Annotated in this window: 19 protein-coding genes; 7 read left to right on the forward strand and 12 right to left on the reverse strand. The window is 39.3% G+C overall.

The features are described from left to right. Positions 1–54: 54 nt before the first annotated feature. The 3 genes from dnaJ to dnaK all read right to left on the reverse strand — a co-directional run bounded on the left by dnaJ (position 55) and on the right by dnaK (position 3,734). Positions 55–1,206 (reverse strand): molecular chaperone DnaJ, encoded by a 1,152-nt coding sequence (dnaJ, locus tag B0185_RS07330; RefSeq protein WP_005706986.1) that lies wholly within the window; start codon positions 1,204–1,206, stop codon positions 55–57. Positions 1,207–1,299: 93 nt separating this feature from the next. Next, a complete protein-coding gene (locus B0185_RS07335; RefSeq protein WP_050855326.1) occupies positions 1,300–1,764 on the reverse strand; it encodes a hypothetical protein in 465 nt (154 codons plus the stop codon). Positions 1,765–1,832: 68 nt separating this feature from the next. After that, the gene (dnaK, locus tag B0185_RS07340; RefSeq protein ID WP_005706974.1) at positions 1,833–3,734 is read right to left on the reverse strand and encodes a molecular chaperone DnaK; all 1,902 of its coding nucleotides are present in this window, start codon (positions 3,732–3,734) and stop codon (positions 1,833–1,835) included. Between the two features lie 360 nt (positions 3,735–4,094). On the opposite strand from dnaK, the gene B0185_RS07345 reads away from it, so the two are divergent. After that, positions 4,095–6,131 (forward strand): M13 family metallopeptidase, encoded by a 2,037-nt coding sequence (locus B0185_RS07345; protein ID WP_005706970.1) that lies wholly within the window; start codon positions 4,095–4,097, stop codon positions 6,129–6,131. Between the two features lie 8 nt (positions 6,132–6,139). Next, on the forward strand, positions 6,140–6,373 hold the full coding sequence (locus B0185_RS07350) for a zinc ribbon domain-containing protein (protein WP_005706931.1): 234 nt from the start codon (positions 6,140–6,142) through the stop codon (positions 6,371–6,373). 293 nt (positions 6,374–6,666) lie between these two features. On the opposite strand, the gene map is transcribed toward B0185_RS07350, so the two are convergent. From map to artP, 6 genes are all read right to left on the reverse strand, one after another. Then, the gene (map, locus tag B0185_RS07355) at positions 6,667–7,473 is read right to left on the reverse strand and encodes a type I methionyl aminopeptidase (RefSeq protein ID WP_005706929.1); all 807 of its coding nucleotides are present in this window, start codon (positions 7,471–7,473) and stop codon (positions 6,667–6,669) included. Between the two features lie 219 nt (positions 7,474–7,692). Further along, positions 7,693–8,358, reverse strand: coding sequence for a 7-cyano-7-deazaguanine/7-aminomethyl-7-deazaguanine transporter (locus B0185_RS07360; protein ID WP_005706950.1), 666 nt, complete (start codon positions 8,356–8,358; stop codon positions 7,693–7,695). 128 nt (positions 8,359–8,486) lie between these two features. Continuing rightward, positions 8,487–9,152 (reverse strand): arginine ABC transporter permease ArtM, encoded by a 666-nt coding sequence (gene artM / locus B0185_RS07365; RefSeq protein ID WP_005706935.1) that lies wholly within the window; start codon positions 9,150–9,152, stop codon positions 8,487–8,489. Continuing rightward, positions 9,152–9,823 carry an arginine ABC transporter permease ArtQ gene (gene artQ / locus B0185_RS07370; protein ID WP_005706926.1) on the reverse strand — a complete coding sequence of 224 codons (672 nt, stop codon included), beginning with the start codon at positions 9,821–9,823 and terminating at the stop codon, positions 9,152–9,154. Before artQ ends, artM begins: the two co-directional genes overlap by 1 nt. 3 nt (positions 9,824–9,826) lie before the next feature. Then, on the reverse strand, positions 9,827–10,549 hold the full coding sequence (locus tag B0185_RS07375) for a transporter substrate-binding domain-containing protein (protein ID WP_005706980.1): 723 nt from the start codon (positions 10,547–10,549) through the stop codon (positions 9,827–9,829). Positions 10,550–10,578: 29 nt separating this feature from the next. Continuing rightward, complete coding sequence (gene artP, locus B0185_RS07380; protein WP_005706968.1) at positions 10,579–11,313, reverse strand: arginine ABC transporter ATP-binding protein ArtP; 735 nt, start codon at positions 11,311–11,313, stop codon at positions 10,579–10,581. 273 nt (positions 11,314–11,586) lie between these two features. On the opposite strand from artP, the gene B0185_RS07385 reads away from it, so the two are divergent. Next, positions 11,587–12,363: a PDDEXK family nuclease gene (locus tag B0185_RS07385; RefSeq protein ID WP_005706967.1), complete on the forward strand. Its 777-nt coding sequence runs from the start codon at positions 11,587–11,589 to the stop codon at positions 12,361–12,363. A 27-nt stretch (positions 12,364–12,390) separates the two neighbouring features. Here the strand turns inward: B0185_RS07385 and B0185_RS07390 are convergent, their stop codons facing one another. Then, positions 12,391–13,503, reverse strand: coding sequence for a DNA cytosine methyltransferase (locus B0185_RS07390; protein WP_232610054.1), 1,113 nt, complete (start codon positions 13,501–13,503; stop codon positions 12,391–12,393). On the opposite strand from B0185_RS07390, the gene B0185_RS07395 reads away from it, so the two are divergent. Beyond that, complete coding sequence (locus tag B0185_RS07395) at positions 13,497–13,697, forward strand: helix-turn-helix domain-containing protein (RefSeq protein WP_039863319.1); 201 nt, start codon at positions 13,497–13,499, stop codon at positions 13,695–13,697. The genes B0185_RS07390 and B0185_RS07395 overlap by 7 nt on opposite strands. A 54-nt stretch (positions 13,698–13,751) precedes the next feature. On the opposite strand, the gene B0185_RS07400 is transcribed toward B0185_RS07395, so the two are convergent. After that, positions 13,752–14,081 (reverse strand): DUF3761 domain-containing protein, encoded by a 330-nt coding sequence (locus tag B0185_RS07400; protein ID WP_005706945.1) that lies wholly within the window; start codon positions 14,079–14,081, stop codon positions 13,752–13,754. 78 nt (positions 14,082–14,159) lie between these two features. Then, positions 14,160–15,116, reverse strand: coding sequence for a malate dehydrogenase (gene mdh / locus B0185_RS07405; RefSeq protein ID WP_005706933.1), 957 nt, complete (start codon positions 15,114–15,116; stop codon positions 14,160–14,162). 226 nt (positions 15,117–15,342) lie between these two features. Here mdh and argR point away from each other — a divergent pair, with 226 nt between their 5' ends. The 3 genes from argR (at position 15,343) to B0185_RS07420 (ending at position 17,832) form a co-directional block, all read left to right on the forward strand. Beyond that, the gene (gene argR / locus B0185_RS07410; protein ID WP_005706978.1) at positions 15,343–15,795 is read left to right on the forward strand and encodes a transcriptional regulator ArgR; all 453 of its coding nucleotides are present in this window, start codon (positions 15,343–15,345) and stop codon (positions 15,793–15,795) included. After that, complete coding sequence (locus B0185_RS07415; RefSeq protein WP_005706979.1) at positions 15,795–16,676, forward strand: TIGR01777 family oxidoreductase; 882 nt, start codon at positions 15,795–15,797, stop codon at positions 16,674–16,676. Before argR ends, B0185_RS07415 begins: the two co-directional genes overlap by 1 nt. Before the next feature lie 199 nt (positions 16,677–16,875). Then, positions 16,876–17,832 (forward strand): calcium/sodium antiporter, encoded by a 957-nt coding sequence (locus B0185_RS07420; RefSeq protein WP_005707421.1) that lies wholly within the window; start codon positions 16,876–16,878, stop codon positions 17,830–17,832.

Raw genomic sequence — 17,832 nt, forward strand, 5'->3', positions numbered from 1 at the left:
GTTAGAAGTTTAGTCTAACTTTTGAGGTGCAGATCAAACCTTAGTCCTTTTTTATTACTTACCTAAATTTCCAAAAAAATTCTTAACGCTATTTAGAAATCCCTCTTGCTGTGGGCGATGTTTGCCTTTGCCGTCAAAACTTTCTTCTAATTTGCGCAGAAGTTCTTTTTGTTCTTCGCTTAATTTTACTGGTGTTTCAACAATCACTTTGCAGATTAAATCACCTGCGTAGCCACCTCTCGGGCTTGCCACTCCTTTACCTCGTACACGGAAGAGTTTACCCGTTTGGGTTTCGGCTGGAATTTTAAGTTTCAATTTGCCTTCTAAAGTTGGCACTTCAATCTCGCCACCTAATGCAGCTTGAGTGAAGCTAATTGGCACTTCGCAGTAAAGGTTTGAACCATCACGCTCAAAAATTTCATGGTCACGAACATGGATTACTACATATAAATCGCCCGCTGGTGCACCATTTTCCCCTGCAGCACCTTCGCCTGATAAGCGTAATTGGTTACCTGTATCTACACCTGCTGGAATCGTGACCGATAGATTTTTCGCTTTTTGAACACGCCCATCACCGTGACAAGATTTACATGGTTTCTCAATTTTCTTGCCTGAACCGTGACAGCTTGGGCAAACGGATTCACTTACAAAGAAACCTTGTTGACGACGAATTCGACCAGAACCATGACAATGCGGACAAGTTTCCACTTTAGAATCTTTTTCTGCACCAGTGCCATGACAGGTATCACACTCTGCTAATGTCGAAATGCGAATATCTTTTTTGCAACCTTTCACTGCTTCTTCTAGCGTGATTTCGATATCGTAGCGTAAATCATCGCCACGCACCACACGTTGACGACGACCGCTGCCACCGCCAAAACCACCGCCAAACATTTCGCTGAAGATATCTTCAAATCCACCGAAACCACCGCTGCTAAAGCCTTCAAATCCGCCAAAGCCACCCGCTCCGCCGCCACCTTGTTCAAAGGCAGTGTGACCGTATTGGTCGTACATCGCACGTTTTTGGCTGTCGCCTAGCACTTCATAGGCTTCGTTGATCTCTTTAAATTTTTCTTCTGCTTCTTTGCTGCCTTGGTTTTTATCCGGGTGATGTTTAGATGCCAAACGTTTATACGCACGTTTGATGTCATTCTCACTTGCCCCTTTTTGTAACCCAAGGACTTCGTAGTAATCTTTTTTTGCCATAATATTTCTATTTGTAAATATGTATTGTAATTTGACCGCTTGTAATAGAGATTGAAAGCTATACGTTGATTCTATACTCGCATAGAACTTCGTTTAACATACAATACTCAAACCTTCATATTTAGGTTGGTATTTATAATGCAACATTGTTTCAATTAACGATAATGCAAAATGTCCTAATTCTTTATCAATTAAGATATTTATTCTTTGGCAGTTATCTTTAATCCACTGACCAACATTATCTTTAGTAATTGAATGAGAGATAGAAAATAATTCATCTTTTAAAATTGACTTTGCTAAGTTACTGGGAGATGAATCTGGTAAATAATGTTGAGAAGTATATCTAGCTTTGCTTTTAGCCCCCACTTTACCTATTTTTAAATAGGTATCTTTATATTTAAAAATATAAATAGCCATTTTCCCTTTCGCCAAAGATTTGGGAGCTAGATGAGGAACACCAAGAACTTCAAATCGATAACTAGTTTCTGGTATTTCTTTTCCTAATATTCTAGATATTTGGGAAATAATCTCTCTTGTGTCTTTTTCAAAATCATCCATATTAAGAACTACATACACCAAAAGGGCGTGTTTCCACGCCCTTTATTTATGCTCGAAGAGCCGTGAAATTATTTGTTATCTTTCACTTCTTCAAATTCAGCATCTACCACGCCATCATCTTTTGCTGATGATTGTTGTGGTTGTTCGCCAGCTTGTGCTTTTGCTTGCGCTGCTTGCATTAACGGCTCAGATGCTTTGATTAATGCTTCAATTTTCGCTTCAATCTCAGCTTTGTCTTCGCCTTTTGCTGCAGTTTCAAGTTCACTCACCGCTGCTTCAATTTTCTCTTTGTCTGAAGCGGCTAACGCATCACCTGCTTCGGTAATTTGTTTGCGAGTTGCGTGTGCGATACCGTCTGCTTGGTTACGCGCTTGTACTAACTCTTCAAATTTACGGTCTGCATCTGCGTTCGCTTCTGCATCACGAACCATTTGTTGGATTTCTTCATCAGATAAACCTGAAGATGCTTGAATGCGAATTTGTTGCTCTTTACCTGTGTTTTTATCTTTCGCAGATACGTTGATTACGCCGTTCGCATCGATGTCGAAAGTAACTTCAATTTGTGGCATACCACGCGGTGCAGGGTTGATACCTTCTAGGTTGAATTGACCTAAAGATTTATTGTCTGCCGCACGTTTACGCTCACCTTGTAACACGTGGATAGTTACCGCTGCTTGGTTATCTTCTGCTGTTGAGAACACTTGCGATTTTTTAGTTGGGATCGTAGTGTTTTTCTCAATTAAGGTAGTCATTACGCCACCCATGGTTTCGATACCTAAAGATAATGGGGTTACGTCTAATAATAGAACGTCTTTAACATCACCTTTTAATACGCCACCTTGAACCGCAGCACCAATTGCCACCGCTTCATCTGGGTTTACGTCTTTACGTGCTTCTTTACCGAAGAATTCAGCCACTTTTTGTTGCACTAATGGCATACGAGTTTGACCACCCACAAGAATGATATCGTGGATTTCGTTTACGCTCTTACCTGCATCTTTTAATACTGCTTTTAATGAATCAATTGAGCTTGCTACTAAATCTTCAACTAAAGCTTCTAATTTCGCACGAGTTACGCTGATTGCTAAGTGTTTAGGACCTGTTGCATCTGCTGTGATATACGGAAGATTCACTTCTGTAGATTGTGCTGATGAAAGTTCGATTTTCGCTTTTTCAGCTGCTTCTTTCACACGTTGTAATGCCATTGGGTCGTTACGTAAATCAACACCTTGCTCTTTTTTGAACTCATCAATGATGTAGTCGATTACGCGATTATCGAAATCTTCACCACCTAAGTGAGTGTTACCACCGGTTGCTAACACTTCGAAAGTTTGTTCTCCATCAAAGTTATCAATTTCGATGATTGAAATATCGAATGTACCACCACCTAAGTCGTAAACTGCGATCACTTGGTTCTCTTTGCTTGAACCTAAACCGAATGCTAACGCAGCCGCTGTTGGTTCATTGATAATGCGTTTAACATCTAAACCTGCAATTTTACCTGCGTCGATAGTTGCTTGACGTTGTGCATCGTTGAAGTACGCAGGCACAGTAATTACTGCTTCAGTCACAGATTCACCCAAGAAATCTTCTGCCGTTTTTTTCATTTTTTTCAATATTTCAGCAGAGATTTGTGGCGGCGCTAATTTATCGCCTTTTACATTTACCCACGCATCGCCGTTATCTGCACGCACGATTTCGAAAGGCATAATTTTAATATCGCGTTGTACTTCTTCGCTGTCAAAACGACGACCAATTAAACGTTTGATAGCGAATAACGTATTTTTCGGGTTAGTAATTGCTTGACGTTTTGCTGGCTGACCCACTAAAGTTTCATTATCTGTATAAGCAATAATTGAAGGGGTTGTACGTGCACCTTCTGCATTTTCAATTACGCGAGCTTTGTCGCCATCCATTACTGCTACACAAGAGTTTGTTGTACCTAAGTCAATACCAATGATTTTTCCCATAATTTTTTTTCCTTCTAGATAAATTCGTTTGAATTAGTTTATGTTGCCGAAAAGATAAGGTTCGTTTAATGCTTTTCAAGCCCACCGTCTAAATTTCTTATCAGCTATGATTCAAAAGAATGGAGCGTTTGAATTCGCTCATTCAGACGGAGCAATAAATAGGGACAAAAAAACACGCTTCAAGGGCAAAATTAAAAAAATTTGCAAATTTTTGATAAAATATGATCGATTAAAATTAATTATTAAACAATTCTGGGAGTTTTATCGTAGGGATGGGGTTTATCCCCGTCCTAAATAGTGGGGATAAAGCCCTCTTACGTAGAAATAACCAGATTGTCCAAATACAATTGGAGAAATTAAATGAACCTCAAAAAATTAGGCATTAATCTCAGCCTAATCAGCTGTGCCTTACTCACGGGTTGCAATGCTACCCAACACTATACAAGCACCTTAACCGAAGGAATGGATAACAATATCTCCCCTCGCCAAGATTTCTATCGCTATGTTAATGGTAAATGGGAAAACAGTACGACTATTCCCGCTGATCGCACTTCGTGGGGCACGCTTGCTGAGCTTAATGAACTCAACGAAAAACGCTCGCTTACACTGCTACAAGCGGTAATTTCTGATGCAAAATTTGCAAATGATCCCAAGGCTCAACACATCAAAGCGATCTTTGAAACCTACACCGATTTAAATGCACGCGAAAAAGCAGGCTTAACCCCTGTAAAAGCGGATCTTGACAAAATCCAAGCCATCCGAACGCTTGCTGACTTAGAGCATTACATCATCAATGAAACCAAACAAGGCAATGATCCGCTTTTTAGTTGGGGCGTGTTCGCTCACCTTAAACATTCTCGACAAAATGCCGTTTATCTTGGTAACGAAGATCTCGGTTTAAGTAACGATTATTACCAAAAAGATACTCCAGAAAATCGCCAAATACTCGCTAAATATCAAGATTATGTCGCTAAAATTCTCGAGAAAGCAGGCCTCGATAACGTAAAAGCACGCTCTAAAGCCATCGTTAATTATGAAAAAGCGATTGCTAAAACCCTCTTTACTAACGAAGAAGAACGCGATATTCAAAAACGCTACAACCCAATTTCTACCCAAAATTTGGCAAAACTAAGCAAAAATTTCAATCTTGCGAATTATCTACAAGCAGTTGGTGTCAAGACGGACGATGTGATTTTATGGGAACCGCGTTATTTCCGAGCCTTCGATAGCCTGATTAACGTCCAAAATTTAGCGGTGATTAAGGATTATATGATCTTCCGCACCCTGTCTGGTGCATCACCGTATCTCAATAAAGAAATGGACGAATTGCATTTCAATTTCTACGGTAAAACGCTCACAGGGCAAAAACAGCAACGTTCATTGGAAAAACGAGCACTTTCAACTGTGAATAGTTGGATCGGGCAAGATTTTGCACAATTCTATGTTGAGGAATTTTTCCCTGAGACGGCTAAACGAAATTTGCTTGAAATGGCACAATATTTAATTAAGGCTTACCACCATCGTATTGATAATCTAAGTTGGATGTCACTTGAAACTAAGCAAAAGGCGAAAGCAAAATTAGACAAATTCCTCACCGAAGTAGGTTATCCAAATAAGTGGAAAGATTACAGTTCACTGCAGCTTAAAACGGTTGAGCAGGGAGGAACGCTCTACGCTAATATGCAAGAAATTGCCAAATGGAATTATCAATATAGTCTGAATAAAGTCGGTAAAGCAGTCGATCTAAATGAATGGGGAATGCTGCCACAAGTAGTGAATGCCTCTTACAGTCCATTAATGAACCGCATTGTATTCCCTGCAGGGATTTTGCAATCGCCAATTTACGATGTTAATGCCGATCCTGCGGTGAACTTTGGTTCAATTGGTGCAATTATTGGACACGAAATTACTCACGGTTTTGATGATAGTGGTTCAAAATTTGATGGTGAAGGCAATTTAACCGATTGGTGGACAATTAAAGATCGCCAACAATTCGAACAACTTGCCGACAAACTCGTTGCACAATTTAATCAGTTTGAGGTTGCTCCAAACGTGCATGTAAATGGTCGTTTTACACTTGGTGAAAACATTGCTGATCTTGGTGGACTTAGCATTGCATATGATGCTCTCAAGCTTTTCGAGCAAGATAAAGGCAAAAGCCCTGTGCTTGAAAATCTCACTTCCGATCAACGCTTTTTTATGAGCTGGACACGCTCTTGGCGTTATAAAGCGACGGTAGAAGCCTTAACGCATCAAGTAAAAAGTGACCCACATGCACCAGGCCATTTCCGAGCTTTCGCTCCTGTGCTGAATATTCAAGGCTTTCACCAAGCTTTTGGCACTCAACAAGGCGATAAAATGTACCGCTCACCAGAAAAACAGATTCGGATTTGGTAGGAAATAAAATGGCATTACATCGTTGCCCGGAATGTCGCAAGAAAATCAGCGAAAGTGCGCAAGCTTGCCCACATTGCGGTTTCTCGTTTAAAGAGGCAGATTTAGAAATTTACTGCCAAAAACTTGAACAACGTAGAAAAATTAACCAAGAAATCAACCGACAAAACAATAAACTCCAGCTCGTTTGGTTGTTAATTTTTGCGGTGGTAATTGGAGTTGCGAGTTGGTGGGTAAATCAGTAAGTTTTTGCGAAAAATGACCGCTTGTTTTTGCTAACAAGCGGTTTAATTTTACCTGAAATTTGAAAAAATTGGGGCTGTCCTAGATAACGACTAAAAATTCTATTTAGGTTAAGATAGCTAAATAAGAAAAAGTTGCCTGTCAGTATAAATAAAACCATTTCAGCTTATTATTTTCATTAAATAGCCGCTTCCACTTAGTTCTAGCCTAAGAAGTTTAATTGACAGAGTAAGTATCCTTGCCCAACTTTTAGGACAGATCAGAATTGCAAAGTTTATAGGCTTTCATATTAGTTTTATGCGTTTTTCATAATGTGCGAAATTCGCCCTTCGGCAATTTCTTCATCACGAATGGTCATCACTTCACAGCCATCTTTGGTTACCACAATTTGATGCTCATATTGAGCTGAGTGACTACGGTCTTTGGTTTTTACCGTCCAACCATCATTCATCGTGCGGATCTCTTTTTTACCTGCATTGACCATCGGTTCAATGGTAAACACCATGCCTTCTTTTAACACTACGCCACCATCATCACCGTTGTAGTGCAATACTTGCGGATCGCAGTGGAATTCTGTTCCTACGCCGTGTCCGCAATATTCACGCACCACAGAGAAGCCTTCTTTTTCCACATATTTTTGAATCGCTGTGCCAATCTCTTTTAAGCGGATACCTGGTTTTACTTGACGTAAGCCAATGTAAAGTGATTCTTGTGTTACTTCTAACAAGCGTTTATCACGAATAGAAGGTTCGCCCACCACATACATTTTGGAGTTGTCGCCGAAATAGCCGTCTTTGATCACCGTTACGTCAATGTTCACAATGTCACCATTTTTCAGTTTTTTATCCATATTTGGAATACCGTGACACACTACTTCATTGACTGAAATACAGGTTGCATTTGGGAAACCGTGATAGTTTAAACAAGCAGGAATCACTTTCTGCTCATTAACCATATATTCGTGGCAAATGCGGTCTAATTCGCCTGTGCTCACACCCTCTTTCACATAAGGTTCGATCATCACTAACACATCTGAAGCCAATTTGCAGGCTTCGCGAAGTTTCTCGATTTCTTGTTCATTTCTTAATGGAATATTGCTCATAACGTTCTCTTTATCATTAAAAATTAGGGTTTTGAAGATGTTTCAAAATGACTTGTAGTAAAGGTAATTATGACCTAAGCAAGCCAAATATTTTTGAAATGTCTACCTATTTTAGGAATTATACCTTTTTTCGATGCAATTCCCAAATTGCATTCTTCTTCGAAAAAGCGTAATCAATGGGTAGCGTTACAATATAAGCCCTACAAGCGGTTGAAATAGCTATTTCAAATCGAATTTTTGCATAATAAATTTTAGCACCACGCCATAAAGTGGTAAGAATAGCAACAGACTGACAAAAAGCTTGAACGCATAATCTACCGTACCGATGGTAAACCAATGTTCTGCCATATAAACGTCTTCGCTTTGATAGAAAGCAACAGCAAAGAAGACGAAGGTGTCGATCATCGTACCGAAAATGGTCGAGCAAGTTGGTGCAAGCCACCACGATTTGCCTTGGCGTAGGCGGTTAAACACCAAAATATCTAAAATCTGACCTACTGCATAACCGCTGAAACTGGCTAGTGCGATGCGGAACACAAAGAAATTAAATTTGCTTAGTGCGGAGAAACCTTGGAACTGTGTTTCAAAAAACAGCACGGAAATCACATAGCTAATCAACAAGGCGGGGAACATTACGACGAAAATAATTTTGCGTGCTAGCTCAGCGCCAAATACCCGCACCGTTAAATCTGTTGCTAAAAAGATAAATGGGAATGTGAATGTACCCCAGGTGGTTGGGATGACATAATCGGTAAAGGGTACAGTAATTTCAAAAGTGCGTTGTACTAAGAAATTGCTGATAGTTAAGATAAAAATATGGAAAAAGGCTAAAAGTTTCAGAGAAGATCGCTTTTGCAGATCAGAAAATGGGATTGGGTAATGCATAATTTTCCTTTTTAGTAGAGATTGGGGTTAGGGAACCCAGAAAAAACAAAGGGCGAATAATACGCCCTTTGTGTGAAAGATCAAGTAAGATTGCAAATTTATGCCAGAAATTGACCGCTTGTAGAAAACTACACTCGCTCAAATGCCAGCACTTTATGTTCTAATTTACGCAATAGTACAGTCATAATGCCAGTGATCACAAGATAAATTGCCCCAGCGATACCGTAAATGGTAATTGCATCATATTCCGTGCCGTAAAGCTGTTTGGCATAGCCCATAATATCTAAAATCGTGATGGTGGAGGCAAGTGATGTGCCTTTGAAAACCAAAATGATTTCGTTGCTGTAAGAAGGTAACGCTCGTTTTAACGCATACGGAATCAAGATTTTGAGCGTATCTAAACGGCTTAAACCTAATGCGGCACACGTTTCCCATTGCCCTTTCGGAATCGCTTTTACTGCTCCGTGGAAAAGTTGCGTTGAGTATGCCGCACTATTTAGTGCTAAAGCCAATACTGCACAAAACCACGCATCAGAAAATAATGCCCAAAGTGGACTTTGTGTGAGCCATTCAAATTGACCTGGCCCGCTGTAAATTAAGAAAAATTGCACTAATAGCGGCGTGCCTGTAAAGAGCATCAAATAGCCATTGACTAAGCTTTTCACGAATTTATTTTCCATTGAAAGCAAGAACGTGAAAATGATCGCCAACACAAATGCAATCATTAACGACACCGCCATTAAGCTAAGGCTAGTTGGAATACCTTGTGCGATAACTAAGAAATAATCCCACATTATTTGCCTCCTCGCTCAAAACGGGTGAAACGCAGTTCAAGACGGCGAATAATCACTTGGCTAATTAGGGTAATTGCAAGGTAAATCAATGCTGCAAAGCCATACCATGTGAATGGTTGATGCTCGTTGGTATTGATAAGGTCGGCTTGTCGCATTAAGTCATCGACACCAATCAGCGAAACTAAGGCGGTATCTTTCAGCAATACAAGCCATTGGTTACTTAAACCAGGCAAAGCGTGTCGCCATACTTGAGGCATAATGATGTGCAAGAAAGTATAACGGCGGCTTAAACCTAACACCGCTCCACTTTCCCACTGTCCGTTCGGAATCGCTTGAATTGCCCCACGCAGTGATTGTGAAGCATAAGCAGCAAAAATCACGCTTAACGCCAGCACACCGCTGTTAAAGGCACTAAATTCGATGTATTCACCTGTGATTTTTTCGATCAGCTCAGTTGAACCGAAATAGATTAACAACACGACCAAAATTTCAGGTAAACCACGCATTAAAGTGAGAAAAACCGTGGTTGGTTTGCTGATGCAAGCGGTCTTATTCATCTCCAAACTTACAAAAAGAATGGAAAGTAACAAGCCGACGACAAGAGAAGCCAGTGCAAGCCCAAGCGTCATGAGCGTTGCACTGTAAATTAAAGGAAGATATTCGGTAAACATAGCTTACTTGTTTGTCATCCATTTATCGTAGATTTTTTTGTATTCGCCGTTCGCTTTGATGGTTGCTAAACCCTTGTTTAACTCATCTACAAGATCTTTGTTACCTTTGTTGATCGCAATCCCTAAGCCATTACCGAAGTATTTTTTATTGGTCACTTTCTCGCCCACGAAAGTTAAATCTGCTTCTTTTGAAAGCATATCCGCAAGCACAGCAGTATCGCCAAAAATTAAATCAATACGACCATTTTTTAAGTCTAAAATAGAATCTTGAAGTGAATTATACGCTTTCGGTGCATATTGTTTCGCTTCTGCCACAACGTACTGTTGGAAAGTAGTACCGTTTTGTACGCCCACGTTTTTCGCACTTGCTAAATCCGCTTTGCCTTTTAATGCGATAAAGCTCGCCGAGCTGTCGTAGTAAGGCTCAGAGAAAAGCACTTGTTTGCTACGTGCTTCAGTAATGTCCATTGCAGAAATTGCACCATCAATACGTTTTTGTTTCACCGCTTGCACTAAACCATCAAAAGAGAGGCTTTTGAACGAGCAATTTGCTTGGATTTCTTTACAAATTGCATTGGCAATATCGACATCAAAACCGATGATTTCACCTTTTTCGTTGGTGGTTTCAAACGGTGGGTAGCTTGGTTCCATTGCGAAAGTTAAATCTTTTGCTTGTGCTGAGAAAGTTGCGAATGCAATAGCGGATGCGATAAGTAATTTTTTCATAAGAAAGTCCTTATTAAATATGTGTTTAATTATTCAGAATGAGAAAGATATTGAGCAAACTCTGCTGTTTTTGGCTGTTCAAAACAACTTGAATCGCCTTGCTCAATAATATGCCCTTTCTCCATATACACCACTTTGGTTGCCACTTTGCGAGCTACGCCCACCTCGTGCGTTACGATTACCTGCGTGATGCCTGTATTTTTTAATTCCTTAATAATATCCACCACTTGTGCGGTGATTTCTGGGTCAAGTGCTGCGGTTGGTTCATCAAATAACAACACTTGTGGTTGCATCATCAATGCACGAGCAATTGCTACACGCTGTTGCTGACCACCTGAAAGTTGAAGCGGAAAACGATCAGTAAATTCGCCTAAACGTAAACGTTCTAAATGGGCTTTTGCCTGTGTAATCGCTTCTCCTTTCGATATTCCCAACACTTTCATCGGTGCTTCAATTAAGTTTTGTAGCACGGTTAAATGGTTCCATAAATGATATTGCTGGAACACCATTCCCACCTCACGACGCAGTAGTGCTATCTGTTTTGCATCCATTTTGGCGGATAAATTAAAGCTATGTTTCGCCACTTCCAGCGTACCCTCTTGAGGTACTTCCAATAAATTCAGTGTGCGAATAAGCGTACTTTTCCCTGCCCCAGAGGGGCCAAGCAACACCACCACATCGCCTTTTTCAACATCAAGGTTGATGTCAAAAAGAGCTTGGTTGTTGCCATAGAAAAAATTGACGTGATAAAGACGAATTGCCATTCGTTAAGTCCTGTTATGTAAATCAACAAATTGAATGAATATTATGAATTTTTGCATAATTATGCAAGAGATTTTTGAGAAAATTTTGAAAAGATAGTACCGAAAGGGTTGTAAATCATATTTGTGGATACGTAATTTCAGAGCTTTATCTGCTAGAATAGTTTTAGCAATAGTTGTGTTGGGTTTATTACATTGCCGCAAACTACATAATCCCACGCAATCTATGTGTCATTTACCCTTGTACTAAAATCAGCAACTTATTAAGGAATGAAAATGAATTGGAAAGAATTTGAAGTTTTTTGTGTTACTTATTTAAATAAAACTTATGGAAACAAATTTGCGAAAAAAGGCGAAAGTGATTCTACAACAAGTGATATTCTTTTTACAGGAAATAATCCATTCTATATAGAAGCAAAAATGCCACATTCCCAATGCGGTCAATTTGTTTTAATTCCTAATAGAGCTGAATATAAATTTGATTATTCACCGAAAAATAAGAGTGAAATAAATCCCTATACTCAAAAAATAATGCAATTTATGTCAGAAAACTTCTCTGAATATGCTAATTTATCTACTAAAGGGAAAATTATTCCATTACCTGAATCTGTATTTGTAAATTGGATTAAGGAATATTATAAAAGTAAAAGTGTGAAATTCTTTATTACTTCTAATGGTGATTTTATTATATTTCCTATTGAACACTTCGAGCATTACTTTAACGTATCTTGTACATACAGAATTAAAAAAAGCGGTTCAAGACATCTCAATTCGAAAAGCCTTCCTGATTTCAAACAGGCGTTAGATAAAAAAGGCATCTCTTATACGATGAGGGGGTTGGAACTGCATTCTGACGAGAACATTCACGATAAAAGAATTTCAGGAGATGATAAGGATTTTTTAATTAAAGAGAATAATGGAGCTTATCACGTTAAGATTTTATCTAATACTTTTAATGCTAATGTTATATTTTCAATATCATTAAAAAATAATATTTCTCTATTTATTCTTAATGAAGATAGAAAAGCTTTTGAGGCAGCTATTTCTTTATAATTGCTAAGGGGCTATGCCCCTTTCAATTTAATATGGTTTGAAATTTAATGATGAACCAATGTTATAAGCAATATATTGAAGTACATTGATAACAACTGAGTTACCAAATTGTTTATATGCTTGGCTGGTTGACGGGTGGACTTTATAACTATCTGGGTAGCCCATTACTCTAGCACACTCTCTAGGGTGTAATTTCCGTGTCTTCCCGTTTACTAAATATCCCCCTGTCTTAGCGAAAATGCCGCCACCATAAGCAGATAAGGTAATTGCAATGCCTCTTGTGCTATAAATTCGTTCTCCTTGCCCACCTTTTCCTACAATACCAAGTCGAACTGTTTTGGGGGTTGTTTGCTCAATTTCTTGGTTTGTCATTACCAAATCTTTTCTATCAATAACTAAGTGTTCCACCTCGCTATCAGGTAATAACAAATCTTTCACAAAAGTATTAAGCTCAAAAGGTTTTGGAAATTGGAAATTTTGAATATTGAGATCATTGCGAAAACAAATCATATAGATACGTTCCCTTTTCTGTGGAATCCCATAATCTAAAGCATTTAATACTTTAGCATGAAAAGAATAGTCCAATTCATTCATTGTATTTTTTACAACTTCTAACGTATTTCCATTATCATGCGATGCAAAATTTTTCACATTTTCCATAAAAACCACTTTAGGTTTTTTTTCACGGACAATACGTGCAATATCAAAAAAGAGCGTACCTCTGCTGTCCTCGAATCCTTTTTGTTTTCCACTAATAGAAAACGCTTGGCACGGAAACCCTGCACATAAAATGTCGTGATCAGGAATGGTTTTCTCATTTACTTGGGTAATGTCGCCCTCAGGCTTTTCACCAAAATTCATCTCATATACTTCTTGTGCATATTTATCCCATTCATTAGAATAAACGCACTCAGCACCGCAAGATTCTAAAGCAAGTCTAAAGCCACCTAATCCTGCAAAAAGGTCAATAAAGCGTAATCCTGTGAGCTGTTTATCTTTTATTTCAATCATAAGAATCTTAAAAAATTGTTTATATATACAGTACAATACATCTTTATAAAAATCAAGATGTTTTTTATTATATGAAAAAAGTTTGAGATAGAAAACTTTTTCTGGTTTTAAAAGGATAGATAATGACACTATGCTACAAAAAGTTATGGAAATTACTTATCGATAGAGAAATGAAGCACAAAGATCTAATACTCTTATCGGGGATCAGCAAGAGTACATTTTATAAATTACGAAATAACGAAAATGTGACAACAGATGTGCTTTTAAAAATCTGTGAAGTTTTAGATTGTGATATTTCTGAAATTGTGGAATGTGTACGATAAAAAAGGACGAAGCTCAACACTTCGTCCTACATTTTTATGTAAACCTAACAATCTCTATTTCGAATAATATCTCGAAATTGCCTCTTTCACACCGCCATTATTTAAGCAAGCTTCATTTAGGAGAGACATAGAGAATGTGCCATCATTACAAATTGCGGTGGCTTTTTCGGGGATAAAAGCCACTTCTTTTTGGGGCGTTCTTGATTGGATAGATATTTGTCCTTTTACATTGCTTTCACTAAAACGAATATTGTAATCTGCTGTTTCGGTATCTGGAGCAGCAACGACAGTTACATTACCTTTTACTTCAGGGGTTGGGCGATTTCCACAACTCACGAGGGTGGTAGATAAAATAACTAAGCCAATTAAATATGTTTTATTCATAGTAGACTCCTTATGTATTTTCGCTCAATTTAGAAAAAAGGGCTGATAAAATCAACCCTCGGAAAAATAAAGAAAAAATTAAGCATTTACAAAGTCTTTGCCTAACTTAATATCCGCTTCTAATACTTCTTCAAGTGCTTTTAATTTTTCTTGCTCATATTCACTTAATTGACCAATTGGCAGAATTTCTTCCACGCCTGTTAAACCGAAACGCACAGGGTGAGCAAAGAATTCTGGATAGCCACTGTCTTTTTTGCTTTCTACATACGCATAACGCACGCAGTCTTCACCTAATAATGCTTTGAATACCGCTACGGCAAAACGTGCACCCGCTTCCGCCATTGAAAGTGTTGCTGATCCGCCGCCTGCTTTTGCTTCAACTACTTCCGTTCCTGCATTTTGGATACGGTGAGTTAAGCTTTCAATTTCTTCTTGTGTGAAGTCAATTTTACGACCTTCAGATAACGCTTGAGAAAGTAATGGCAGAATGGTTGGACCAGAGTGACCACCGATGACAGGCACTTTCACAGTTTCAGCGTGTTTTTCTTTTAATTCAGACACAAAACTTTTCGCACGCACAACGTCTAAAGTGGAAACACCAAATAATTTACGTTTGTCGTATACCCCTTTTTTGCGTAATACTTCTGCCGCTAATGGCACCAATGTATTTACAGGGTTACTTACAATACCCACGCACGCATCAGGGCACACTTCTGCTACTTTTTCAACCAAGTTTTTGATGATGTTACCGTTGATATTGAATAAATCGGCACGGGTCATACCAGGTTTACGTGCCACGCCTGCAGTAACAAGTACCATATGTGCATCTTTTAATGCCGCTGCTAAGTTCTCTTCGCCTGCATAACCGATGGCTTTTACAGAGGTTGCAATATGGCTAATATCTACTGCAACACCTGGTGTAACAGGTGAGATATCATAAAGGGCTAATTCTGTGCCTATTGGTAAACGTAATTTTAACAATAATGCCAAAGTTTGACCGATACCGCCAGCAGCACCTAAAAGGGTTAATTTCATAAAAAAACTCCTATTAAAATGAAGAATTTAATCTCAAAATTGGAGAAATTTTAACAGATTTTTACCTAAAAAGGGGAGTTTGTTCTGTTGAAAATATAATCTGAATCAAGTTTTTACCAAATAATCATTTGATTCATTAAGAAAATTAACAGAACAAATTGCTTTTTATGCATAGATACGCAAGAATTCTGCATAGAAATTGCATTTTTAACTGAAAAGGAAACTCATGGATAAACTTTCTGAAGCATTCAAGGCTCTATTAAAAGAAGAAAAGTTTGGTTCACAAAGCGAAATTGTGACGGCTTTACAGGAGCAAGGCTTTGAAAACATTAACCAATCTAAAGTCTCTCGAATGCTCTCTAAATTCGGTGCTATTCGCACCCGCAATACTAAAATGGAAATGGTTTACCAGCTACCAAATGAATTAGGTGTGCCGACTACATCCAGCCCGCTCAAAAATTTGGTGGTGGACATCGATCATAACGATCTATTGATCGTCGTGAAAACCAGCCCTGGAGCGGCACAGTTGATTGCACGCTTGCTGGATTCCATCGGTAAAAGCGAAGGCATTTTAGGCACGATTGCAGGTGATGACACAATTTTCATCACCCCAACGCGTGGCACGGATATTGACGACCTAATGCAAACGGTCAAAACCCTTTTTGAAAGCTCATTCTAATGCGAATTTTACTCACAGGTGGCACTGGCTTTATAGGTTCGCATTTAGTGCCGTTTCTGCTTGAAAAAGGGCATAATCTCACGCTCTTGTCTCGTAAAACAAAACGGCTTCAGCAAGCGGTCAAATTTGTGCAAACCCTTGCAAACTTCAGCGATTTAAATGAATTTGATGCCGTGATTAACCTTGCAGGCGAACCGATTTTTGATAAACGTTGGACAGAAAAGCAAAAGCAAAAATTGTTCGACAGTCGTGTGAAACTAACCAATCAGCTTGCTAATCTCTTTGCTAAAAGCACACAACCGCCCGCCGTGTTTATTTCGAGTTCTGCTACTGGCTTTTACGGTGATTTGCCGACAGACCAATTTGGTACTGAAAAAACGCCTTCAAGCGGTGGATTTATTGCAGAATTATGCAAACAGTGGGAGGTAGAAGCGTTAAAAACAGAAGCCATCACAAGGCTTTGCCTTATCCGCACGGGTATTGTGTTTTCCGAACGAGGAGGGGCATTAAAAAGGATGCTCCCACTTTATCGCTTAGGGCTTGGAGGGAAACTAGGTAATGGCAAACAGCATTGGGCATGGATTGCATTAGAGGACTATTTGCGTGCCCTATGTTTCTTATTGGAAAATCCGAACTGCGTTGGGGTGTATAATTTCGTTTCACCTTATCCTGTGACCAATGCGGAATTCAACTGCTGGTTGGCAAAGCAGTGTAGTAAACCTGCATTTTGCCACGTACCTGCTTTTGTATTGAAATGGCTACTTGGCGAACGTTCGGCAATTTTGTTGGATAATCAACCGCTTGTACCAACGCATTTGTTGGCGGATGGGTTTGGGTTTAAGTACCCTGATTTGAATTTTTTAAATATAAAATTTTCGTAAATTTATTAGCTAATTTCTTCGCCTTTGCTTCTGCCAAATCTCCCCTACCCCTCTTTGCTAAAGAGGGAGAAGTTCTTGATGAAGAATAGAGATCTCCATTATTTCGCAAAGATAAATCCCCTCTTTAGCAAAGAGGGGTAGGGGAGATTTGGCAGTATCTATTAACGAAAAAATTAAGTAACAACACCTAGGAATATTTATGCTACTCAATATCCTCTATCTCGTCATCGGCTTAATCCTCCTTGTTTGGAGTGCCGATAAATTTGTGGACGGCGCATCTGCCACTGCACGCTACTTGGGGCTTTCGCCTCTACTTATCGGCATTGTGATCGTAGGCTTTGGCACATCCACGCCTGAAATGCTCGTCTCTGCTTCTTCCGCATTAGATGGGGCATCTGGATTAGCGTTGGGCAATGCTTATGGCTCGAATATCTCCAATATTGCCCTGATTTTAGGGGTAACCGCTGTGATCTCGCCGATTTTGGTAGCAAAAGATGTGCTCAAAAAAGAGCTGCCTGCATTGCTGGCAATCACCGCACTTTCTGCCTATTTTTTAACTGATGCGACAGTTACTCAAACAGAAGCGGTCATTTTATTGGTCATTTTTGCCATTTATATGGGCTGGCGAATTTGGGAGGCGAGAAAATCGCCTGATGCGATTGAGGAAGAAGAAAACCAAGTGCCCGTTTCACTTAAAAAATCGGTGTTCTGGCTTGTAGTCGGCTTATTGTTGTTAATGGCAAGCTCAAAACTGATGGTAGTTGGTGCAGTGTCGCTTGCCAAAGAGTTAGGCGTGAGCGATTTAGTTATTGGCTTAACCATTGTGGCGGTGGGTACCTCTTTACCTGAGTTAGCATCTTCCATTATTGCAGCACGCAAAGGTGAATCTGATTTAGCACTCGGCAATATTGTCGGCTCGAACCTCTTTAATACCTTGGTGGTCGTTGGCATTGCGGGAGTAATTAGCCCAATGCACGTTGAGCCTGATATTTTCAGCCGCGATATGCTAGTGATGTCTGCACTTACAGTGTTACTCGCTCTCTGCTGCTACCCGTTCAGTCGCAAAAAACAAGGTAAAATTACCCGCTTTGAGGGATTTCTTTTGATGCTCTGTTTTGTAGGCTATACTCTCTATTTACTTAAAAGTGTGATTTAA

Origin of the sequence: Haemophilus parahaemolyticus (assembly GCF_002015035.1) — a bacterium.
Classification (GTDB): Bacteria; Pseudomonadota; Gammaproteobacteria; order Enterobacterales; family Pasteurellaceae; genus Haemophilus_A; species Haemophilus_A parahaemolyticus.

Bases quoted from the DNA above. Each gene is read 5' to 3' on its own strand.
- dnaJ (WP_005706986.1), bottom strand. From the start codon at position 1,206: ATGGCAAAAAAAGATTACTACGAAGTCCTTGGGTTACAAAAAGGGGCA.
- B0185_RS07335 (WP_050855326.1), bottom strand. From the start codon at position 1,764: ATGGATGATTTTGAAAAAGACACAAGAGAGATTATTTCCCAAATATCT.
- dnaK (WP_005706974.1), bottom strand. From the start codon at position 3,734: ATGGGAAAAATCATTGGTATTGACTTAGGTACAACAAACTCTTGTGTA.
- B0185_RS07345 (WP_005706970.1), top strand. From the start codon at position 4,095: ATGAACCTCAAAAAATTAGGCATTAATCTCAGCCTAATCAGCTGTGCC.
- B0185_RS07350 (WP_005706931.1), top strand. From the start codon at position 6,140: ATGGCATTACATCGTTGCCCGGAATGTCGCAAGAAAATCAGCGAAAGT.
- map (WP_005706929.1), bottom strand. From the start codon at position 7,473: ATGAGCAATATTCCATTAAGAAATGAACAAGAAATCGAGAAACTTCGC.
- B0185_RS07360 (WP_005706950.1), bottom strand. From the start codon at position 8,358: ATGCATTACCCAATCCCATTTTCTGATCTGCAAAAGCGATCTTCTCTG.
- artM (WP_005706935.1), bottom strand. From the start codon at position 9,152: ATGTGGGATTATTTCTTAGTTATCGCACAAGGTATTCCAACTAGCCTT.
- artQ (WP_005706926.1), bottom strand. From the start codon at position 9,823: ATGTTTACCGAATATCTTCCTTTAATTTACAGTGCAACGCTCATGACG.
- B0185_RS07375 (WP_005706980.1), bottom strand. From the start codon at position 10,549: ATGAAAAAATTACTTATCGCATCCGCTATTGCATTCGCAACTTTCTCA.
- artP (WP_005706968.1), bottom strand. From the start codon at position 11,313: ATGGCAATTCGTCTTTATCACGTCAATTTTTTCTATGGCAACAACCAA.
- B0185_RS07385 (WP_005706967.1), top strand. From the start codon at position 11,587: ATGAATTGGAAAGAATTTGAAGTTTTTTGTGTTACTTATTTAAATAAA.
- B0185_RS07395 (WP_039863319.1), top strand. From the start codon at position 13,497: ATGACACTATGCTACAAAAAGTTATGGAAATTACTTATCGATAGAGAA.
- B0185_RS07400 (WP_005706945.1), bottom strand. From the start codon at position 14,081: ATGAATAAAACATATTTAATTGGCTTAGTTATTTTATCTACCACCCTC.
- mdh (WP_005706933.1), bottom strand. From the start codon at position 15,116: ATGAAATTAACCCTTTTAGGTGCTGCTGGCGGTATCGGTCAAACTTTG.
- argR (WP_005706978.1), top strand. From the start codon at position 15,343: ATGGATAAACTTTCTGAAGCATTCAAGGCTCTATTAAAAGAAGAAAAG.
- B0185_RS07415 (WP_005706979.1), top strand. From the start codon at position 15,795: ATGCGAATTTTACTCACAGGTGGCACTGGCTTTATAGGTTCGCATTTA.
- B0185_RS07420 (WP_005707421.1), top strand. From the start codon at position 16,876: ATGCTACTCAATATCCTCTATCTCGTCATCGGCTTAATCCTCCTTGTT.